At 69.7% G+C, this 21,241-nt stretch carries 19 protein-coding genes; all 19 read right to left on the reverse strand.

Annotation, left to right across the window (positions count from 1 at the left end):
• Window positions 1–3 precede the first annotated feature (3 nt).
• The gene (gene atpA / locus ACFVX6_RS16485) at window positions 4–1,599 is read right to left on the reverse strand and encodes a F0F1 ATP synthase subunit alpha (protein WP_266881149.1); all 1,596 of its coding nucleotides are present in this window, start codon (window positions 1,597–1,599) and stop codon (window positions 4–6) included.
• A 129-nt stretch (window positions 1,600–1,728) separates the two neighbouring features.
• A complete protein-coding gene (locus ACFVX6_RS16490) occupies window positions 1,729–2,544 on the reverse strand; it encodes a F0F1 ATP synthase subunit delta (protein WP_389691959.1) in 816 nt (271 codons plus the stop codon).
• Window positions 2,541–3,083 (reverse strand): F0F1 ATP synthase subunit B, encoded by a 543-nt coding sequence (locus ACFVX6_RS16495; protein ID WP_254384247.1) that lies wholly within the window; start codon window positions 3,081–3,083, stop codon window positions 2,541–2,543. The genes ACFVX6_RS16490 and ACFVX6_RS16495 overlap by 4 nt, the downstream gene beginning before the upstream one ends.
• Window positions 3,084–3,124: 41 nt before the next feature.
• On the reverse strand, window positions 3,125–3,361 hold the full coding sequence (locus ACFVX6_RS16500; protein ID WP_008738174.1) for an ATP synthase subunit C: 237 nt from the start codon (window positions 3,359–3,361) through the stop codon (window positions 3,125–3,127).
• 81 nt (window positions 3,362–3,442) lie between these two features.
• Entirely contained in the window at window positions 3,443–4,279 is an 837-nt protein-coding gene (gene atpB / locus ACFVX6_RS16505; protein ID WP_389691993.1) for a F0F1 ATP synthase subunit A, read from the reverse strand.
• 210 nt (window positions 4,280–4,489) lie between these two features.
• On the reverse strand, window positions 4,490–4,927 hold the full coding sequence (locus ACFVX6_RS16510; RefSeq protein ID WP_389691961.1) for a hypothetical protein: 438 nt from the start codon (window positions 4,925–4,927) through the stop codon (window positions 4,490–4,492).
• 275 nt (window positions 4,928–5,202) lie between these two features.
• Window positions 5,203–6,537, reverse strand: coding sequence for an MraY family glycosyltransferase (locus ACFVX6_RS16515; RefSeq protein ID WP_389691995.1), 1,335 nt, complete (start codon window positions 6,535–6,537; stop codon window positions 5,203–5,205).
• Between the two features lie 104 nt (window positions 6,538–6,641).
• Window positions 6,642–7,874: a serine hydroxymethyltransferase gene (glyA, locus tag ACFVX6_RS16520; protein ID WP_389691963.1), complete on the reverse strand. Its 1,233-nt coding sequence runs from the start codon at window positions 7,872–7,874 to the stop codon at window positions 6,642–6,644.
• A 144-nt stretch (window positions 7,875–8,018) separates the two neighbouring features.
• Window positions 8,019–8,651, reverse strand: a complete 633-nt coding sequence (locus ACFVX6_RS16525; protein ID WP_389691965.1) for a protein-tyrosine-phosphatase — start codon at window positions 8,649–8,651, stop codon at window positions 8,019–8,021.
• Window positions 8,648–9,295, reverse strand: coding sequence for an L-threonylcarbamoyladenylate synthase (locus ACFVX6_RS16530; RefSeq protein WP_112448421.1), 648 nt, complete (start codon window positions 9,293–9,295; stop codon window positions 8,648–8,650). The genes ACFVX6_RS16525 and ACFVX6_RS16530 overlap by 4 nt, the downstream gene beginning before the upstream one ends.
• An 88-nt stretch (window positions 9,296–9,383) precedes the next feature.
• Window positions 9,384–10,229 (reverse strand): peptide chain release factor N(5)-glutamine methyltransferase, encoded by an 846-nt coding sequence (prmC, locus tag ACFVX6_RS16535; protein WP_266904439.1) that lies wholly within the window; start codon window positions 10,227–10,229, stop codon window positions 9,384–9,386.
• Window positions 10,230–10,294: 65 nt separating this feature from the next.
• Window positions 10,295–11,374: a peptide chain release factor 1 gene (gene prfA, locus ACFVX6_RS16540; RefSeq protein ID WP_266881142.1), complete on the reverse strand. Its 1,080-nt coding sequence runs from the start codon at window positions 11,372–11,374 to the stop codon at window positions 10,295–10,297.
• Between the two features lie 114 nt (window positions 11,375–11,488).
• Window positions 11,489–11,704 carry a 50S ribosomal protein L31 gene (rpmE, locus tag ACFVX6_RS16545; RefSeq protein ID WP_112448418.1) on the reverse strand — a complete coding sequence of 72 codons (216 nt, stop codon included), beginning with the start codon at window positions 11,702–11,704 and terminating at the stop codon, window positions 11,489–11,491.
• A 199-nt stretch (window positions 11,705–11,903) separates the two neighbouring features.
• Entirely contained in the window at window positions 11,904–13,007 is a 1,104-nt protein-coding gene (locus ACFVX6_RS16550) for an LCP family protein (protein WP_389691969.1), read from the reverse strand.
• Window positions 13,008–13,401: 394 nt separating this feature from the next.
• Complete coding sequence (rho, locus tag ACFVX6_RS16555; protein WP_389691971.1) at window positions 13,402–15,534, reverse strand: transcription termination factor Rho; 2,133 nt, start codon at window positions 15,532–15,534, stop codon at window positions 13,402–13,404.
• Window positions 15,535–16,004: 470 nt separating this feature from the next.
• Window positions 16,005–16,931 carry a homoserine kinase gene (thrB, locus tag ACFVX6_RS16560; RefSeq protein ID WP_243336217.1) on the reverse strand — a complete coding sequence of 309 codons (927 nt, stop codon included), beginning with the start codon at window positions 16,929–16,931 and terminating at the stop codon, window positions 16,005–16,007.
• 390 nt (window positions 16,932–17,321) lie between these two features.
• Window positions 17,322–18,392 carry a threonine synthase gene (thrC, locus tag ACFVX6_RS16565; RefSeq protein WP_389691973.1) on the reverse strand — a complete coding sequence of 357 codons (1,071 nt, stop codon included), beginning with the start codon at window positions 18,390–18,392 and terminating at the stop codon, window positions 17,322–17,324.
• A 6-nt stretch (window positions 18,393–18,398) separates the two neighbouring features.
• Window positions 18,399–19,688 carry a homoserine dehydrogenase gene (locus ACFVX6_RS16570; RefSeq protein WP_266882218.1) on the reverse strand — a complete coding sequence of 430 codons (1,290 nt, stop codon included), beginning with the start codon at window positions 19,686–19,688 and terminating at the stop codon, window positions 18,399–18,401.
• A 161-nt stretch (window positions 19,689–19,849) separates the two neighbouring features.
• Window positions 19,850–21,241, reverse strand: coding sequence for a diaminopimelate decarboxylase (gene lysA, locus ACFVX6_RS16575; RefSeq protein WP_389691975.1), 1,392 nt, complete (start codon window positions 21,239–21,241; stop codon window positions 19,850–19,852).

Here is a 21,241-nt window from a genome sequence, read left to right on the forward strand (position 1 = left end):
TCGTCACTTGGAGACGTTGACGGCCGGCGCGTCCTCGCCCAGGAGCTTGCCGTCCGAGGTCTCGAACCCACGCTTGAAGTCAGCGATGGCGTCAGCGATGGAGGTGAGGGTGTCGTCCGACATCTTGCCGCCGTCCGCGATGGAGGTGAGGAGGTCCTTGCGCGAGACGCGCAGGTGCTCCAGCAGCTCCGACTCGAAGCGACGGATGTCGTTGACCGGGACCTCGTCCATCTTGCCGGTGGTGCCGGCCCAGACGGAGATGACCTGCTCCTCGACGGGCATCGGCTGGTACTGGCCCTGCTTCAGCAGCTCGACCAGACGCTTGCCGCGCTCCAGGGAGGCCTTCGACGCGGCGTCCAGGTCGGAACCGAAGGCGGCGAACGCCTCCAGCTCACGGTACTGGGCGAGGTCCAGGCGCAGACGGCCGGAAACCTGCTTCATGGCCTTGTGCTGGGCCGAGCCACCGACGCGGGAGACCGAGATACCGACGTTCAGCGCCGGGCGCTGGCCCGCGTTGAACAGGTCGGACTCGAGGAAGCACTGGCCGTCGGTGATGGAGATGACGTTGGTCGGGATGAACGCCGACACGTCGTTCGCCTTGGTCTCGACGATCGGCAGACCGGTCATCGAACCGGCACCCATGTCGTCGGAGAGCTTGGCGCAGCGCTCGAGCAGACGGGAGTGCAAGTAGAAGACGTCGCCCGGGTAGGCCTCGCGGCCCGGCGGACGGCGCAGCAGCAGCGACACGGCGCGGTAGGCGTCGGCCTGCTTCGACAGGTCATCGAAGATGATCAGGACGTGCTTGCCGGCGTACATCCAGTGCTGGCCGATGGCCGAACCGGTGTACGGCGCCAGGTACTTGAAGCCGGCCGGGTCGGACGCCGGGGCGGCGACGATCGTCGTGTACTCGAGCGCACCGGCGTCTTCCAGGGCGCCGCGAACGGACGCGATGGTCGAGCCCTTCTGGCCGATGGCGACGTAGATGCAGCGAACCTGCTTGTTCACGTCGCCGGAGCGCCAGTTGTCGCGCTGGTTGATGATCGTGTCGACGGCAAGAGCGGTCTTGCCGGTCTGACGGTCACCGATGATCAGCTGACGCTGACCACGGCCGACCGGCACCATCGCGTCGATCGCCTTGTAGCCGGTCTGCATCGGCTCGTGGACCGACTTGCGGACCATGACGCCGGGGGCCTGCAGCTCGAGGGCGCGGCGGCCCTCGGTCGCGATCTCGCCGAGGCCGTCGATCGGGTTGCCGAGCGGGTCGACGACGCGGCCGAGGTAACCCTCGCCGACGCCGACGGAGAGCACCTCACCGGTGCGCTGCACCGGCTGGCCCTCCTCGATACCGCTGAACTCGCCGAGGACGACGGCGCCGATCTCGCGCTCGTCGAGGTTCAGGGCGAGACCGAGGGTTCCGTCCTCGAACTTCAGCAGTTCGTTCGCCATGGCGGAGGGCAGGCCCTCCACCTTCGCGATGCCGTCGCCGGCAACGCTGACCGTTCCGACCTCCTCGCGCGAGGCCGCGTCCGGCTGGTACGACTGGACAAAGTTCTCCAGTGCGTCCCGGATCTCCTCCGGCCGGATCGTGAGCTCCGCCATCTGGGTTCCCTGCTCTCCTTGTTGGGCCTGAAGCTTCTTAGGGGTCTGGGGGCGACCCCCAGGAATCTTCTGCAAGTTCTGCACGGCCCAACCGGGCCGCTAGCAATACTTTTTCTAATGTGTGGCTGGTCAGCCGGCCATGCGGCGCGACGCCTCGGCGATGCGGTCCGCGATGGTGCCGTCGATGACCTCGTCGCCGACCCGCACCGAGATCCCGCCGAGGACCGTGGGGTCCACGTCGAGGTTCAGGTGCATCGGGCGGCCGTACAGCTTGGCCAGCACCGCGCCGAGACGCTGCTTCTGGACGTCGCTGAGCGGAACCGCGGTGGTCACGGTGGCGACCATGCGGCCACGACGCTCGGCGGCGACCTTCGAAAGGGACTCGAGGCCCGCTTCCAGGCTACGTCCACGCGGGTGCGTGACGAGACGCGTGACCAGCCGCTCGGTGACGGCGTTCGCCTTGCCGCCGAGCAGGCTGCGGAGCAGCTGGCTCTTGGCGGCGGCGGTGGCCGACCGGTCGGTCAGTGCTGCGCGCAGCTCGGTGTTCGAGGTGACGATCCGGCCGAAGCGGAACAGCTCGTCCTCGACGTCGTCGAGGCCGCCGGCGGCCTGGGCCGCCGTGAGGTCGGCGGTGGCCGCCAGGACCTCGAGCGAGTCCACCAGGTCACGGGACTGCGACCAGCGGGACCGGACCATGCCGGACACCAGGTCGAGGGTTTCCCCGCCCACCTGGCCGCCCAGCAGGCGGTTTGCCAGCTCGGCCTTGGCCTCGCCGGACTGCGCCGGGTCCGTGATGACCCGACGCAGCGAGACCTCACGGTCGAGCAGCGCGGTGACGGCCGCCAGCTCGCCGGCGAGCTTCGCCGCGTCGACGGACGTGTTGTCCGTCAGCGCGTCGAGACGCTCGCGGGCGGTGGCCAGCGCGTCGCGGCTCGCTCCGTTCATCGGGCGGCCTCGGCCTTCTCCTCAAGCTCGCTGAGGAAACGGTCGATCGTGCGGCTCTGGCGGGCGTGGTCCTCGAGGGACTCGCCTACGAGCTTTCCGGCCAGGTCGGTCGCCAGCTTGCCGACGTCCTGACGGAGCGCCGAAGAGGCGGCCTTGCGGTCGGCCGCAATCTGGGCGTGACCGGCAGCGATGATCTCCTCACGCTGCCGCTGGCCCTCTGCGCGCAGTTCTTCCTTGAGCGCAGTGCCCTGCTCCAGAGCGTCCTGGCGCAGGCGAGCGGCCTCGTGCCGGGCTTCGGCGAGCTGGGCCTTGTACTGCTCCAGCACGCTCTGAGCCTCGGTCTGAGCGGCCTCAGCCTTTTCGATACCGCCTTCGATGGCCTCGCGGCGCTCGTCCAGAACCTTGTTGATGTTCGGGAGGAGCTTCTTCGCGAGGAAACCGAAGACGATGACGAAGGCGATCAGACCGATGACGAGCTCGGGGATCGGCGGAATGAGGGGGTTTTCCCCGCCCTCAGCCGCGAGAACCAGGAGGTTCACATCAGTGCCTTTCGTCGAATCGGACTAGTGGTAGCGGTTCGTCAGCTGTAGACGAACGGCATGACCAGACCGATGAGGGCGAGCGCCTCACAGAAGGCGAAGCCGAGGATCTGGTTGGCGCGGATCAGACCGGCAGCCTCGGGCTGACGGGCAAGAGCCTGGGTGCCGTTACCGAAGATGATGCCGACGCCGACGCCCGGGCCGATGGCCGCGAGACCGTAGCCGACAGAGCTGAGCGAGCCGGTGACGCCTTCGGTGGCAGCGAGGATCTGGGACATGCCAGTTCTTCCTTCTCTTTCATGGACCGGTGGGGGTTGGCCACCGGACGATTCGGGGGGATTGCAGGAGCGAGCTGTCGCTCAGTGGTGCTCGGCGAGCGCGCCCTGCAGGAAGCTGCAGGCCAGGAGGACGAAGACGTACGCCTGGACAGCCTGGATGAAGAGTTCGAACGCGGTCATCACGATGACCATGACGAACGAGACGCCCGCGTAAGCGATGCCGATCCCGTTCAGCAGGTACCAGCTGGCGATGGTGAACAGCAGCAGCAGGGTGTGACCCGCGAACATGTTCGCGAAGAGTCGGACCGCGTGCGTGAACGGGCGGACCAGGACGTTCGAGAAGAACTCGATCACCATGACCAGCGGCAGAACCGGGCCGAGCGACTTGTCGTAGCCGGTCAGGTTCTTGAAGCCGCCGACGAGGCCGTGACGCTTGAAGGTCACGCTCATCCACGTCACGTAGACGATCGCCGCGAGGCCCGCCGGGTACGCGATGATCGCGGTCACCGGGAACTGGGCGAGCGGAATGATCGACCAGAGGTTCAGGACCCAGACGAAGAAGAACAGCGAGACCATCAGGGGGACGTACTTCTCGCCCTCCTTCTTGCCCATCGTCTCGTAGACGATGCCGCGGCGCACGAAGTCGTAGCCGGCCTCGGCGACCATCTGCAGCTTGCCCGGGACGACCTTCGGCTTGCGGAAGGCGGCCCAGAAGAAGCCGACGATGACGACCGTACCGAGCAGGGCGAGCAGCATCGTCTTGTTGAAGTACGTGCTGCTGTCACCGTCCCCGAAGATCGGCTGGAACAGGAACGAGTGCAGGCCGGGAGCCGGGAATCCACAACCGTCGAAGATGTGGCAATCGGTCTCGAAGGCGAGCACCGTCGTCGGGTCAGCACTCACCGCGGGCTCCTTCAGCGTGGCGCATAGGTACGGCAACCTCGTTGTGTCGGCGCGGCGGACAGCCGCTGTTCGGCACTGGACTGGTGTAACGGATGTGGGGGCGGCGATCGGGCATCGAGCCTCGCGATGGGACAGGCGTCAGCTCAGATGCCCGCGCCAGCATTGCCACAGTTGAAACCGGACGATAGCAGCATCCCGAACGCGTACTTATTCCGCCCCTACCCCTCACGGCTTCTGGCCCGAATTTCCGGGCTTGTCGCCCTTCATCGAGTCAGGTTCGACGTAGAGGATCTTGGCCTTCATATGAGCACGTGCCTGTGCGCCGATCCACACGAGGGTGGTGGCGACGAGCGTGATCGCGAATGCCTTGGGGTGGAACAGCGTCGTGTTCTTGAACACGGCGAGAAAGACGAAGAGCAGCAGGATCTGGGCCGTGTAGAGCATGAGCCCCATGGCCTGGAACAGGTGCGGCAGTGATTTCGCCGTGCGTTGCAGTACGAGGAATCCGATGCCCATGAACAGCATCACCACCACCGTCGCGACGATGGCACCCACAGCCCCCTTGCCGCCTACCGCGATGCCACTGATGACGGCGGCGAGAGCGCCGGCGACAGCCGTGGGAACGGCGGATTGCAGGAGGGATCGGACGTCATCTGACCGCATGGCGGTTTGCTCCGCGTGGTGGTGGGGGCACAGGGACTCGTACAGGACGAGCGTAAGCCCGGTCCGAGAGGGAACCTCGGGCCAATGGACCGTCGCACTACGGTCCTTCGGCTCTGTCGCCGGGTTTAGTGAACGGTATCACAAAGTATTTGATGAGAGCTTTACTCGGAGGGTGTGCGGACTGTCACACATGAGAGTGACCCTGCGCGTGTGTGCGCGACAGGCAAGTGGCTTGTCTGGTAAAGGGCGTTCATGTCCGAGATGCGTGCCGGACGTCAGCGCGAGGAGCCGGCCTTACGCCGGTCGGGGAAGCGCGAACGGGGGCCAATGGCGGTCGCCCCGTTGACGCCGGACACACCCGCCGCGATCGGCCGGGCGGGCTCCGGTTCCGCCGCGGAGTCGTCCTGCAGGGCCGCCTCGGCGGCCCGTTCAGCATGCCGGTAACGCGGCGGGACCAGCCGCTCCGCCCAGCGCGGGGCGCGCGGCGTGAAGCGCGGCAGCAGGAGCAGCAGCAGGCCCACGGCGCTCAGCCCGGAGATCGCCAGCACGATCCACATCGAGGCGGAATGCACGGAATACGTCACGGTGCCGAAGGCGATCAATCCTGACCAGAAGTACATGATGAGCACCGCACGGCTGTGGGAATGACCGAGTTCCAGGAGTCGGTGGTGGAGGTGTCCGCGGTCCGCGGCGAAGGGCGACTGGCCCTTCCAGGTGCGCCGCGCGATGGCGAGGATCAGGTCCGTCATCGGAATCGCGATGATCGTGAGCGGCAGGATCAGCGGGATGAAGACCGGCAGCATCGCGTGGGTCGCGTTGCGCTCGCCGCCGACGAACAGCGCCATCGCGTCCGGGTCCACCTGACCGGTGACGGAGATGGCGGCGGCGGCCAGCACCAGGCCGATGAGCATCGAACCTGAGTCGCCCATGAAGATCCGGGCGGGGTGCATGTTGTGCGGCAGGAAGCCGAGGCACATGCCCATCAGGATGGCGGCGAAGAGGGTCGCGGGCGCGGCCGCCTCGATCCCGTAGCCGAACCAGATCCGGTACGCGTAGAGGAAGAACGCACAGGTTGCGATGCAGACCATGCCGGCGGCGAGGCCGTCGAGGCCGTCCACGAAGTTCACCGCGTTGATGGTGATCACCACGAGGGCCACGGTGAGCAGGTTGCCCTGCCAGGGAGTGAGCGAGACCGAGCCGACTCCGGGGATCGGGATCCACAGGATGGTCAAGCCCTGCATGCACATCACGCCGGCGGAGATCATCTGGGCGCCGAGCTTGATCAGGGCGTCGAGCTCGAACTTGTCGTCGAGCACGCCGACCAGCCAGATCAGGGCCGCCCCGGAGAGCAGGGCCCGCGGCTCGTTCGACAGCTCGAAGACCCCGTTGAGGTTCTGCAGGTGGTCCGCGACGAGCAGGCCGGCGCACAGTCCGCCGAACATCGCGATGCCGCCGAGCCGCGGAGTGGGCTCCCGGTGCACGTCGCGTGCACGGATCTCGGGCATCGCGCCCACGGCGATCGCGAACTTCCGCACGGGCCCGGTGAGTAGATAAGTCACCGCGACCGTGACGCAAAGCGTCAGCAGATATTCACGCACGGGCTGCCCCAGATGTATCGCCGGCCATCTCAGCCCCACACACTAGCTGCGATGTACTCACTGTCGGGGACGCGCAGGGGCGGTATCCCGGTTGCGGTACGTCGCTCTTGCCCCGCTTAAACCCCATACGGCGGAAAACTGACCACCAGCTCGTTGACGTCGCTACGGAGCTTCGCGGGCTCCCCGCCGGTCAGCGCGGCCGTGAACAGCTCGGCGATCCGGCCCATCTCCGCCTCCCCCATGCCCTGCGTGGTGACCGCCGCGGTGCCGAGGCGGATCCCGCGCTGGTCACCGTACGGAAGGGCGCAGGTGTCCAGCACGATGCCGGCGGCCGCCAGTCGGCCCCGGGCTCCCGCGCCGTCGAGGCCCAGCGGTGCGGGGTCGGCAGTGATCAGGTGGGTGTCGGTCCCCCCTGTCGTGATCGCGAAGCCGCGGGCGGAGAGCGCGTCGGCCAGGGCGCGGCCATTGGCGACCACCCGGTGCGCGTACGAGGTGAAGGCCGGCCCGGCGGCCTCGCCGAAGGCCACGGCCTTGGCGGCGATGCTGTGCATCTGCGGGCCGCCCTGGGTGAAGGGGAACACCGCCCGGTCGATCCGCTCCGCGAACTCGGCCCCGCACAGGATCATCCCGCCGCGCGGACCCCGGAGCACCTTGTGCGTGGTGGCCACGACGATGTCGGCGTAGGGCACGGGGCTGGGCGCGGCCCCGCCGGCCACGAGTCCGATGGGGTGGGCGGCGTCGGCGATCAGGAACGCCCCGACCTCGTCGGCGATCTCCCGGAACACGGAGTACTCGGGGTGCCGCGGATAGGAGATGGACCCGCACACGATGGCCTTGGGCCGGTGCTCGTGCGCCAGCCGCTGCACCTGGGCGTAGTCGATGAGTCCCGTCGCGGCGTCCACTCCGTACCCGACGAAGTCGAACCAGCGCCCGGAGAAGTTGGCGGGCGACCCGTGGGTGAGGTGGCCCCCGGAGGTGAGCGCCATGGCCAGCACGGTGTCCCCGGGCCGCAGCAGCGCGGCGTACGCGGCGAGCACCGCGGCGGATCCGGAGTACGGCTGCACGTTCGCGTGCTCGGCGCCGAAGAGGGCGCGGGCCCGCTCGACGGCGATCTGCTCGGCGAGGTCGGCGTACTCGCAGCCGCCGTGGTGGCGGGCGCCGGGATACCCCTCGGCGTACTTGTTGGCGAGCGCCGATCCGAGTGCGGTGAGCACGGCGGCCGAGGTGAAGTTCTCGGCGGCGATCAGCTGCAGCCCGGTCGCCTGACGCTGACGTTCCCCGTCGAGGACGTCGGCCATCTGCGGATCCTGCTGGCGCAGCAGGTCCAGGGGCTGGGTGATGACGCTCATGGCGCGACTCCAGGGGGGTACCGCATACCGGTTACCAGCCACTGTAGGCCGCCCCTGTGAATCCCGCCCTCCGGCAAATCCGGCCCCGTCGGCGCTCGGGGCGCGGGGGTTCGGGGGCAGCGCACCCGACGACGGCGCCGCAGGTCAGCGGGAAGCCGTGACGCCCGTCAGCGCAGTGACCACGGGCTCCAGCGCCTGGTTGATCTCGTCGCCGATCGACCGGAAGAAGGTGATCGGCGCCCCGTACGGGTCGTACACCTCATCCGCGTCCGGCGAGGGGGCCAGCAGCCACCCCCGCAACGCAGCGGCCGCCCGAACCAGCGCACGGGCCCGCTCCACCATCCCGTCCTCCAGCGGCGGCAGGGTCGCCGGGTCTATCGCCCGCACCAGCCGGGTGAACTCCTTCAGGGTGAAGGTGCGCAGCCCCGCCGAGTGCCCCATCGAGATCACCTGGGCACGGTGGTCGCGGGTGGCGGTCAGGACCAGGTCCGCGCGTATGACGTGCTCGTCCAGGAGTTCCCGGCCGGTGAATCCGGAGGCGTCCGCTCCGAAGTCGGCCAGCACGGCGGCCGCGTTGGCCTCCATGGGCGCGCCCTCGTGGCCCCAGGTGCCCGCGCTCTCCACGATCAGGTCGCCGGTGACGGGGCCGCCGAGCCGGTGGGACAGCGCGTGCCGCGTCAGCCGCTCGGTGATGGGCGAGCGGCACACGTTGCCGGTGCTGACGTGGAGTATGCGGAAGGTGCTGTCCCCGGCTATGCCACGCCCCTCAGGGCTCACGGGGCCACCTCGAGGTCGGGCACGACCTCCCGCAGCTGCTCGGCGGTCAGTGCCCCCTCGCGCAGCAGGACGGGAACCTTCCCGGTGACGTCGACGATCGAGGAGGGCTGGATGCCCGGGGTCGGGCCGCCGTCCAGATATACGGACACGGAGTCGCCGAGCATCTCGCGCGCCGCGTCGCAGTCCTCCGGTGCCGGGTGTCCCGTCAGGTTCGCCGAGGACACCGCCATCGGGCCGACCTCGGTCAGCAGCTCGATGGCGACGGGGTGCAGGGGCATGCGTACGGCCACGGTGCCGCCGGTCTCGCCCAGATCCCACGCCAGCGAGGGCTGGTGCTTGGCGACGAGCGTCAGCGCACCCGGCCAGAAGGCGTCGACGAGCTCCCACGCCTGCTCGGAGAAGTCGGTGACCAGGCCGTGCAGGGTGTTCGGGGAGCCGATGAGGACGGGGGTGGGCATGTTGCGGCCGCGCCCCTTGGCGGCGAGCAGGTCGCCGACGGCCTCCGCGCTGAAGGCGTCCGCGCCGATCCCGTACAGGGTGTCGGTGGGCAGCACGACGAGCTCGCCGCGGCGTACGGCGGAGGCGGCTTCACGCAGGCCCGTCTTGCGGTCCGTCGCGTCGTTGCAGTCGTATCGCCGGGCCATCAGCGGGCCTCCTCGTGCAGCAGGGGGGTGGCGGAAATGCGCGCGGTGACTGCGCCGGCCGGGACGGGGCCGCTCACGGCAGGGCCGGTCACGGCAGGGCCTTGCGGGCGGTCGCGAAGCGCGGGCGGTTGTTGAGGTCGGGGTGGTCGGCGGCGTCGGCCCAGCCCCGCTCCTCGGCGAAGATCCACGGGACCTGGCCGCCCTGGGTGTCGGCGTGCTCGATGACGACGATGCCGCCGGGTCGCAGCAGCCGGTGGGCGGTGCGCTCGATGCCGCGGATGGTGTCCAGGCCGTCCTCGCCGGAGAACAACGCCATCTCGGGGTCGTGGTCGCGGGCCTCGGGTGCCACGTACTCCCACTCGGTGAGCGGGATGTACGGCGGGTTGGAGATGACCAGGTCGACCTGTCCGTCCAGCTCGGGCAGGGCGCTGAGCGCGTTGCCCTGGTGGACGGTGACCCGCGAGCCCTCGGCGTTCTTACGGGTCCACTGCAGGGCGTCCTCGGACAGCTCGACGGCGTGCACGCGCGAGCGCGGCACCTCCTGCGCCATGGCGAGCGCGATGGCGCCGGAGCCGGTGCAGAGGTCCACGATCAGCGGTTCGACGACGTCCATCGCCCGGACGGCCTGTATGGCCCAGTCCACGACCGACTCGGTCTCGGGCCGGGGCACGAAGACCCCGGGCCCGACCTGGAGCTCCAGGTACCGGAAGAAGGCGCGGCCGGTGATGTGCTGGAGCGGCTCGCGCGCCTCGCGGCGTGCGACGGCCTCCCAGTAGCGGGCGTCGAAGTCCGCGTCCTTGACGTGGTGGAGTTCCCCCCGCTTGACGCCGTGCACGAAGGCCGCGAGCTCCTCCGCGTCGAAACGCGGTGAGGGCACGCCGGCGGCGGCCAGCCGCTGGGTGGCCTGGGCCACCTCGGCAAGCAGCAAGTTCACGCTGGTCCTCCGGGCTGCTGTCGTACGGGGGGTGGTGCGGGGTCCTGCAGGGTCCTGCGGGGTATTCAGTGCGCGGACGCGAGCTTGGCGGCGGAGTCCGTGTCGACGCAGGCCTGGATGACCGGGTCGAGGTCCCCGTCGAGCACCTGGTCCAAGTTGTACGCCTTGAAGCCCGTCCGGTGGTCCGAGATCCGGTTTTCCGGGTAGTTGTACGTACGGATCTTCTCGGAGCGGTCCACGGAGCGCACCTGGCTGCGGCGCACGTCGGAGGCCTCCTGCTCGGCGGCTTCCTGGGCGGCGGCCAACAGGCGCGAGCGCAGGATGCGCATCGCCTGCTCCTTGTTCTGGAGCTGGCTCTTCTCGTTCTGGCAGGAGGCGACCACACCGGTCGGGATGTGCGTGATGCGCACGGCCGAGTCGGTGGTGTTGACGGACTGGCCGCCGGGGCCCGAGGAGCGGTACACGTCGATGCGGAGGTCGTTCATGTTGACCTCGACCTCCACCTCCTCGGCTTCCGGGGTGACGAGCACGCCGGCGGCGGAGGTGTGGATGCGGCCCTGGGACTCGGTCGCCGGCACGCGCTGGACGCGGTGCACGCCGCCCTCGTACTTCAGACGGGCCCAGACGCCCTGGCCGGGCTCGGTGGCGCCGTTGCCGCCCTTGGTGCGGACGGAGACCTGGACGTCCTTGTAGCCGCCGAGCTCGGACTCGGTGGCGTCGATGATCTCGGTCTTCCAGCCCACGCGCTCGGCGTAGCGCAGGTACATGCGGAGCAGGTCGCCGGCGAACAGGGCCGACTCGTCACCGCCCGCACCCGCCTTGACCTCCAGGAGCACGTCCTTGTCGTCGCTGGGGTCGCGCGGAACGAGCAGCAGGCGGAGCTTCTCGGTGAGCTCTTCGCGCTGTGCGGTCAGTTCCTTGACCTCTGCCACGAAGTCCGGGTCGTCGGCCGCGAACTCCTTCGCCGTCTCGATGTCCTCGGCGGACTGCTTCCAGGCACGGAAGGTCGCGACGATCGGGGTCAGCTCCGCGTAGCGCTTGTTCAGCTTGCGCGCGTTGGCCTGATCCGAGTGGACCGAAGGGTCGGCGAGCTTCTTCTCAAGATCGGCGTGCTCGCCGATCAGTTCCTCGACCGCCTCGAACATCGGGGGCTCCTGAAGATGGTGAATGTGAAGAAAAGGGCTGCGGGACGAGAAAGGCGCCGGTCCGGCTGCCCCCGTGCAAACAGGGTGCAGCCGGGATCCGGCGCCTGAGGCTCGCTACTTCTGTGCAGCCTTGCCGAAGCGGGCCTCGAAGCGGGCCACACGGCCACCGGTGTCGAGGATCTTCTGCTTGCCCGTGTAGAACGGGTGGCACTCGGAGCAGACCTCGGCTCGGATGGAGCCTTCGGTCAGGGTGCTACGAGTGGTGAACGACGCGCCACAGGTGCAGCTGACCTGGGTCTCGACGTACTGGGGGTGAACATCGCGCTTCAAGGTGTCTCCTAGATTCGGGAGGGCGCCGGGTCGCAGGAGCCGAATTGCGCGCTGCGTGAACCGGGGCCGACAGACCAGTCTGCCAGGACCGGGCTGCCTGTCAAAATTCTGAGGACGCCTCCCTCAACGGAGGGGGGCCGGCATCTATTCCACGGCCCGGCGGAACCCGTCCGACCAGGCGGTTCGGGCGGCCGGCCGGCTACCGGACGACCGTGCCGGCCGTGCCCTTGTCGCCGGCCGAGTTCGCGGTGGCCTCGGCGGGGACCTGCTGGTCGGCCAGCAGGGCGTCCCAGACCATCTTGGACTCCTTGGTGAGCGGGACGACCCGGTTGGGGTCACGGGTGTCCCCGGTCACCGGCAGGGTGATCATCTGCATGTTCTCGGGGCTGATGCCCTCGAGGCCCTGGGCGAACCCCATGAGGGACTTCACGTCGCCGAGCGCCTTGTCCGTGGTGATGGCCTTCGTGGCGGTGTCGGCCACGTCGAGCAGCTTCTTCGGGTTGTCGAAGACGCCGATGCTCTTGACCTGCTTGATCAGCGCCTTGATGAAGGCCTGCTGGAGCTGTATTCGGCCCAGGTCGCCGCCGTCGCCGACACCGTGGCGGGTACGGACGAGGCCGAGGGCCTGCTCGCCGTTCAGCCTGTTGGTCCCGGCGGGCAGGTCGAGGTGGCTGTAGTCGTCCTTGATCGGCTTGGTGGTCGTCACCTCGACGCCGCCGAGCTTGTCGATGATCTCCTTGAAGCCGGTGAAGTCGACTTCGAGGTAGTGGTCCATGCGGATCCCCGAGATCTTCTCCACGGTCTTGACCGCGCAGGCGGCCCCTCCGATGGTGTACGCCTCGTTGAACTGTCTGCGCGAGCTGCCCGGGTCGGTCTTCCCGTTGGCCATGGTGCAGGAGGGCATGGCGACCATGGTGTCGCGGGGCATGGACACGACGGTGGCCTTGGTGTGGCCCTCGTTGAGGTGGACGATCATCGCCGTGTCGGAGCGTGCGGAGCCGCCGTCGTCCTGGCCGTACTCGCTGTTGGCGCCGCCTCGGGAGTCGGAGCCGAGGACGAGGATGTCCATCGAGCCGTTGTCCACGTTCTGCGGGCGGTCCGTGCCGAGGGCGGCGTCGATGTCGACCGTCTTGAGGTTGCCGTTGAACTTGAAGTAGAAGTAGCCGAGCCCCGCCCCGCCCAGGAGGACCACGCCTGCGGCGGTCCACGCGGCGATGACGACGGCCCTGCGGCGCGTGGCCGGCTTCCGTCGGCGTCGGCCCGCGCCGGCCCTGCGGCCGTGGCCGCTGTTGTCCTGGCTCATTCTCTGCTCTGCCCGTCTGTGGTCGGCCCGCTTCCCCGTTCCCTCTGACTGAGACGGTCGGACGCCTCCCAGGGTTCCACGGCCGCCTGTGCGTCCCATATGCATCCGGGGTGCGCCCCGACCCGTACGACCCCCGCGACCGGCCGCGGCGGACACCCCGTGACCCCACACCTACCTGCGGTTTCCCCCGTGAGCGCGGGGCGGGCGCCCGGGGCCCCGCGGCGTACGGAGTGTGGCAAAGGTCGCACCCGGGCACGAAGCGCCGTAGACCGCACGAGCCCCCACAGAGGCCCCGGGACCCCGCGGCCCCGTAAGTCCCGGTACGACGCGACCGCCCCCGTCGCGGTGGCGGCGGGGGCGGTCGTGGTCACGCAGGTGGTGCTACGGGGAGACGTCAGTCGTCGTTCTTGCCCGACGGGGTCGTCTTCGCGATCTGCATGAGGAACTCGGCGTTCGACTTCGTCTGCTTCATCTTGTCGAGGAGCAGCTCGATGGCCTGCTGCGAGTCGAGCGCGTGCAGCACCCGGCGCAGCTTCCAGACGATGGCGAGCTCCTCGCTGTTGAGGAGGATCTCCTCCTTGCGGGTGCCCGAGGGGTCCACGTCCACGGCCGGGAAGATGCGCTTGTCGGCGAGCTTCCGGTCGAGCTTGAGCTCCATGTTGCCGGTGCCCTTGAACTCCTCGAAGATCACCTCGTCCATGCGCGAGCCGGTGTCGACCAGCGCGGTGGCCAGGATGGTCAGCGAGCCGCCGTCCTCGATGTTGCGCGCGGCACCGAAGAAGCGCTTCGGCGGGTACAGCGCGGTCGAGTCGACACCACCGGACAGGATGCGGCCGGAGGCGGGGGCGGCGAGGTTGTACGCGCGTCCCAGGCGGGTGATGGAGTCCAGCAGGACGACCACGTCGTGGCCGAGCTCGACGAGACGCTTGGCGCGCTCGATGGCCAGCTCGGCGACGGTGGTGTGGTCCTCGGCCGGGCGGTCGAAGGTCGAGGAGATGACCTCGCCCTTCACCGACCGCTGCATGTCGGTGACCTCTTCCGGACGCTCGTCGACCAGGACGACCATCAGGTGGCACTCGGGGTTGTTCACCGTGATCGCGTTGGCGATCGCCTGCATGATCATGGTCTTACCGGTCTTCGGCGGGGCCACGATCAGACCGCGCTGGCCCTTACCGATCGGCGACACGAGGTCGATGATGCGGGTGGTCAGCACGCCCGGGTCGGTCTCCAGGCGGAGCCGGTCCTGCGGGTACAGCGGGGTCAGCTTCTGGAACTCCGGGCGGCCGCGGCCGGATTCGGGCGCCATGCCGTTGACGGAGTCCAGGCGCACGAGCGCGTTGAACTTCTCGCGGCGCTCGCCGTCCTTGGGCTGACGGACCGCACCGGTGGTGTGGTCGCCCTTGCGCAGACCGGCCTTGCGGACCTGGGCGAGGGAGACGTACACGTCGTTCGGGCCGGGCAGGTAGCCCGAGGTCCGGATGAACGCGTAGTTGTCGAGGATGTCGAGGATGCCCGCGACGGGGATCAGGACGTCGTCGTCGGCGACGGGCGTCTCCGCCGGCGCGAACTCGTCGCGTCCGCGACGGCCACGGCGGTCGCGGTAGCGGCCGCGGCGGCCGCGACGGCCGTCCTCGTCGAAGTCGTCCTGCGGGCCGTTGTCCTGACGGTCCCGGTCCTGACGGCCACCCTGCTGGCCCTGGCCCTGACCCTGACCGCGGCCGCCCTGCTGGCGGTCCTGACGGTCGGTCCGGTCCTGACGGCCACCCTGCTGACCCTGACTCTGGCCCTGGCCCTGGCCACCCTGACCGGCCTGGCCCTGACCCTGACCCTGGGCACCCTGGCCCTGGTCGTCGGCCTTGGCACCGCGGTCACGGCGCTCGCGGCGGCCGTCGGCGCGGTCGTTGCCCCGCTCCCGGCGGTCGCGACGGCCGCGGCCCTCGCCTTCCTGGCCCTGGGCCTGGCCGGCAGGGGCGGTGACGGCCTCGGCCTTCGCCTCGGCCTGTGCGGCCGGAGCGACGGTCTCGGGCTTCTGCTCCACCTGTACGGCGGCGGCGGGGGCCGAACCCTCGGGGCTGCCGGAGGGGGCGGTGGCACGCCGACGGCGGCGCTCGCCGACCGGGGCGTCCTCGCTGGCCGGCTGGCCCGGGATGTCGATCTGGGCCTGCGTGGCGGTCTTCTCGGCGGGCGCCTCTGCGGCGACCTCGCCCGTACGGGCCTTGCTGGTGGCGCGGCGCTTCGGCTTGGTCTCGCCGGTGTCGGCGGACGCGGCGGCCGGCGCGGAGGCCGCGGCCTTGGGGGCGCTGCTTCCCGCCTGCGCCTCCTTGATGACCTCGATCAGCTGGCCCTTGCGCATCCGCGCGGTGCCCCTGATGCCGAGGCCCGACGCGACCTGCTGGAGCTCGGCCAGGACCATGCCGTCAAGGCCGGTGCCGGAGCGGCGGCGCTTGGTCGGCGCGGCGCCCTCGGCGGGGGCACTGGTGTCGACGTTGGTGTCGGCAGCGCCCATCAGATCGGTGGTGTCGCTCACGAAGGGTCCTTCCCTGGAGCGGACGTCGGCCTGTCTGGCTCGGCGACCGGTTGTGCTGTCCGACGGCAGGCCACGACTCGATGAGTCGCGAACTGCTGCCGGGGCGGTGGTCCGCCGATAGACATACGGCGGAGAGAAACGTGCATGTGCGTGGGTGGTTCCGGCGAGAAGCCCCCGAGCTGGAAGCGTGGGAATGTCACGCCGATTCCGGAGCGTGCTCGAAACTGCTGGCAGCGATCAAAGCAGTCGGGGAGGCTCCCGGAAGAAAGGTGGTCCCTGATAGGGACACTGAGCACCAAGCCATGGCGGCTTCGGATGCGCACTTGAGACTAACACTACCGGATCCAACAGACATTCCCCCTCTCCATCACCGGCTATCGAGCCCATCCGCGCGGGTTCCGCGCGGGCTCCGCGCGGGCGGCCTGCCCTGGCCGCCCGCCCCTGGCCGGCTGTGTCCTCTACTGCACGGATCAGCCGCCCTGGGTTCCCAGCGGAAGTACGCTCGCGCCCGCTGCGTCGAGTGCGAGCCGGTTGGCCGCCCACCCCTCGCCCGCGAGCCGTGCGACCTTGTCGGCCGCACCGTTGTCGACCAGCGCGAGGACCGTGGGGCCCGCGCCGGAGATCACCGCGGGGATGCCGTCCGCCCGCAGTCGGGCCACGAGCGCCACGCTCTCGGGCATCGCCGGGGACCGGTACTCCTGGTGGAGACGGTCCTCGGTGGCCGGCAGCAGGAACTCGGGACGCCTGGTCAGGGCCTCTACGAGCAGGCCCGCGCGGCCGGCGTTGACGGCCGCGTCCACGTGCGGGACGGTGCGCGGCAGCAGGCCGCGCGCGGTCTCCGTCAGGACCGGCTTGGAGGGGACGAAGACCACCGGAACGATGGAATCGGCGGGCTCCATGCGGATCGCCTTGGCGCTGCCGCCGTCCATCCACGCAAGGGTGAAACCGCCGAGCAGACAGGCGGCGACGTTGTCGGGGTGGCCCTCGATCTCGGTGGCGAGCTCGAGCAGCGCCGTGTCGTCGAGCTTGGCCTCTCCGCCTATGGTCACGGCGCGGGCGGCCACGATGCCCGCGCAGATGGCGGCGGAGGAGGAGCCTAGGCCGCGGCCGTGGGGGATGCGGTTGGCGCAGACGACTTCGAGGCCGCGCGGCTGGCCGCCCAGCAGGTCGAAGGCGGTGCGCATGGAACGTACGAGGAGGTGGCTCTCGTCCCGGGGCAGGGTGTCGGCACCTTCGCCCGCGATGTCGATGTTCAGGCCTGAATCGGCCACGCGTACGACGACGTCGTCGTAGAGCCCCAAGGCCAGCCCGAAGGCGTCGAAGCCCGGGCCGAGGTTGGCACTGCTGGCGGGAACGCGCACCCGTACGGCGGCGGCGCGGAAGGCGGGACCGGCCATCTTCCGATGACACTCCTTGTGACTGTGCGAGACGGGATCTTCGCTGGCTCGCTGTGAATGTACTGGAGAACGTACGACACCCGAAGGCCCTGTGGGCAGCACCGCGGTCATATGCGCGGCGGCGGATGTAAGTACAGCCTATCGAAGGAAGGTTCTTCTCCGACATAGGGCGCACAGCAGGCGCACGATGCGTGTCGCCGGCTCCTGCCGGTCCGGTCGGGTTTCCGCCGCGATATCTGGCGGGTTTCCATCGGTTTTCGGGCCGTACGGCCCGAGTTGCCGGATTCCTCAGCCTTCGAAAGACTTCCGGAATCCGGCAACTCGGTTACTGCGGTACTGCTGGTCGCGGCGGCCGACGTACTTACAGGACGGCCGGCCCGCGGCTACCGGTCAGACGAGGCCGAGGCGGATGGCGGCGGCCTCGGCGTCGACCGGAATGGTGACCGGCTGCGGAGCACCGGCGACCGCCCAGTCGGGGTCCTTCAGGCCGTTGCCGGTGACGGTGCACACGATCTTCTGGCCGGGGTCGACCAGACCGAGCTCGACGGCCTTGAGCAGACCGGCCACCGACGCGGCCGAGGCGGGCTCGACGAAGACGCCCTCCTGAGCGGCCAACAGGCGGTAGGCGGACAGGATCTGGCGGTCCGTCACCTCGTCGATGAAGCCGCCCGACTCGTCCCGCGCCTGCAGGGCGTAGTCCCACGAGGCCGGGTTGCCGATGCGGATCGCCGTGGCGATGGTGTGCGGCTCCTTGACGATCTCCCCGCGCACGATGGGCGCGGAGCCGGAGGCCTGGAAACCCCACACACGGGGCGTACGGGAGGCCAGGCCGTCGGCCTTGTACTCCTTGAAGCCCTTCCAGTACGCGGTGATGTTGCCGGCGTTGCCGACGGGCAGCACGTGGATGTCGGGGGCGTCGCCGAGGGCGTCCACGATCTCGAAGGCCGCCGTCTTCTGGCCCTCGATGCGTACCGGGTTGACGGAATTGACCAGCGCCACCGGGTAGTTGTCGGACAGCGCGCGGGCCAGGTCCAGGCAGTCGTCGAAGTTGCCGTCGACCTGAAGGATCTTGGCGCCGTGGACCAGGGCCTGGCCCATCTTGCCGAGCGCGATCTTGCCTCGGGGCACGAGGACGGCACAGACCATCCCGGCGCGCACCGCGTAGGCGGCGGCGGAGGCCGAGGTGTTGCCCGTGGAGGCGCAGATGACGGCCTTGGCGCCGTCCTCCTTGGCCTTGGTGATCGCCATGGTCATGCCGCGGTCCTTGAAGGACCCGGTGGGGTTGGCCCCCTCGACCTTGAGGTGTACCTCGCAGCCGGTGCGCTCGGAGAGCACCTGGGCGGGGACGAGGGGAGTGCCGCCCTCGCGGAGCGTCACCACCGGGGTCGTGGCCGTGACCGGCAGACGGTCCCGGTACTCCTCGATGATGCCGCGCCACTGGTGGGTGCGATTGCTGCTCATGGGTCCTTACTCCCCTTCAACACGCATGATGCTGGCGACACCGCGGACGGTGTCCAGCTTCCGCAGCGCCTCGACGGTCCCGGAGAGGGCGGCGTCGGGCGCACGGTGAGTGACGACGACGAGGGAGGCCTCGCCGTCCTTTCCCTGCTGGCGGACGGTGTCGATCGACACTCCGTGCTCCGCGAAGGTGGTCGCCACCTGGGCGAGGACGCCCGGCTTGTCCGCCACATCGAGGCTGATGTGGTAGCGGGTGACGACATCCCCCATGGGGCTGACCGGCAGCTGGGTGTACGCCGACTCGCCCGGCCCCTTTGCCTCGGCGAGCTTGTTGCGGCAGACGGCGACCAGGTCGCCGAGGACCGCGGACGCGGTCGGCGCGCCGCCCGCGCCCGGACCGTAGAACATGAGCCGCCCGGCGGCCTCCGCCTCGACGAACACCGCGTTGTACGCCTCGCGGACGGAGGCGAGCGGGTGGGTCAGCGGGATCATCGCCGGGTGGACACGCGCGGTGACGGACTCGCCGTCGGCGGCGCGCTCCAGGATGGCGAGGAGCTTGATGGTGCAGCCCATGCGCTTGGCGGACGCGAAGTCCGCGGCGCTGACCTCGGTCATGCCCTCACGGTAGACGTCGTCGAGGCGGACCCGGGTGTGGAAGGCGATTCCGGCCAGGATCGCGGCCTTGGCGGCGGCGTCGTAGCCCTCCACGTCGGCGGTGGGGTCGGCCTCGGCGTACCCGAGGGCGGTGGCCTCGTCGAGGGCCTCCTGGTACCCGGCGCCGGTGGAGTCCATCTTGTCGAGGATGAAGTTCGTCGTGCCGTTGACGATGCCCATCACGCGGTTGATCTTGTCGCCGGCGAGGGACTCGCGCATGGGACGGACCAGCGGGATGGCTCCGGCGACGGCGGCCTCGTAATACAGGTCCAGCCCGGCCGCCTCGGCCGCGGCGTGCAGCGCGGCGCCGTCCTGGGCGAGCAGCGCCTTGTTCGCCGAGACGACGGAGATGCCGTGCTCGAAGGCGGTGGTGATCAGGGTGCGGGCCGGCTCGATGCCGCCGATGACCTCGATCGCGACGTCGATGTCGCCGCGTTTGAGCAGCGCGGTCGCATCGGTGGTGACCAGGGCCGGGTCGATGCCGTCGCGCACCTTGGAGGGGCGGCGCACGGCCACGCCCGCGAGCTCGACGGGCGCGCCGATCCTGGCCGTGAGGTCGTCGGCGTGCGTCGTCATGATGCGGGCAACTTCCGAGCCGACCACTCCACAGCCCAGCAGCGCCACCTTCAGCGGACGCGTACGCATCATTCGACCTACGCCTTTCGATCTTCACACCAGTACCTGTTGCGCGGTTTGCACCCCAGGTGTGAACCAGTCTCACTCAATGGACAACAGTTTCCACCCTCGGTCCATTGAGTGAGACACCTATTCCGGGGTCCGGGGGGTGTCCCCCAGAAGAATGCGTATCAGCCGACGTCGAGACGCAGGAGATCTTCCTCCGTCTCCCGGCGGACGATGACGCGCGCCCCTCCGTCACGCACGGCGACGACCGGCGGGCGGAGCACGTGGTTGTAGTTGCTCGCCATCGAACGGCAGTACGCGCCGGTGGCCGGGACCGCGAGGAGGTCCCCGGGGGCGATGTCGGCGGGCAGGAACGCGTCCTTGACCACGATGTCGCCGCTCTCGCAGTGCTTGCCCACGACGCGCACGAGCATGGGCTCGGCGTCGGAGGTCCGGGAGACGAGGCTGACCGAGTACTCGGCGTCGTAGAGGGCCGTCCGGATGTTGTCGGACATCCCGCCGTCGACGGAGACGTACGTCCGCAGGCCCTCCAGCGGCTTGACCGTGCCCACCTCGTAAAGGGTGAAGGCGGTCGGGCCCACGATCGCCCGTCCGGGTTCCACGGAGATCCGCGGGGCGCGCAGGCCGGCCGCCTCGCACTCGCGGGCGACGATCTCGTGCAGGGCCTTGGCGATCTCGTGCGGCTCGCGCGGGTCGTCGGCGGAGGTGTAGGCGATGCCCAGTCCGCCGCCGAGGTCGATCTCGGGCAGCTCCACCCCGTGCTCGTCGCGCACGGCGGCGAGGAGCCGCACGACGCGCTTGGCGGAGACCTCGAAGCCGGCCATGTCGAAGATCTGCGAGCCGATGTGGGAGTGGACGCCGAGCAGCTCCAGGCTGTCGTGCCCCAGCGCGCGCCGTACGGCCTCGGCGGCCGACCCGTCGGCGACGGCGATCCCGAACTTCTGGTCCTCGTGCGCGGTGGCGATGAACTCGTGGGTGTGCGCCTCCACGCCCACGGTGACGCGGATCTGCACGGGCTGGCGCACGCCGAGCTCGCGGGCGATGTGCGCGACGCGGGCGATCTCCTGGAAGGAGTCGAGCACGATCCGGCCGACGCCGGCCTCGATGGCGCGGGTGATCTCCGAGGTGGACTTGTTGTTGCCGTGGAAGGCGATCCGGCCGGCCGGCATCTCCGCGGCGAGCGCGGTGGCGAGCTCCCCGCCGGAGCACACGTCGAGGTTGAGCCCCTCCTCCTTGAGCCACTTCACGACGGCCTTGGAGAGGAACGCCTTGCCGGCGTAGAAGACGTCGGCGTCCGGCCCGAAGGCGTGCGCCCAGGCGCGGCAGCGCGCCCGGAAGTCCTCCTCGTCGAGGAAGTAGGCGGGCGTCCCGAACTCCTCGGCGAGACGGGTCACTTCGATCCCGCCGACGGTGGCGACTCCTTCGGCGTTCCGGCCGACCGTCCGTGCCCAGACCTTCTCGTCGAGCACGTTGAGGTCGGCGGCCGGCGGGGAGTAGTGGCCCTCGGGCATGACGTCGGCGTGGCGGGGCCCGGCGGGGTGTGCGGAACGACTCAT

It is taken from the genome of Streptomyces sp. NPDC058289 (assembly GCF_042880975.1).
Lineage (GTDB): Bacteria > Actinomycetota > Actinomycetes > Streptomycetales > Streptomycetaceae > Streptomyces > Streptomyces stoeckheimensis.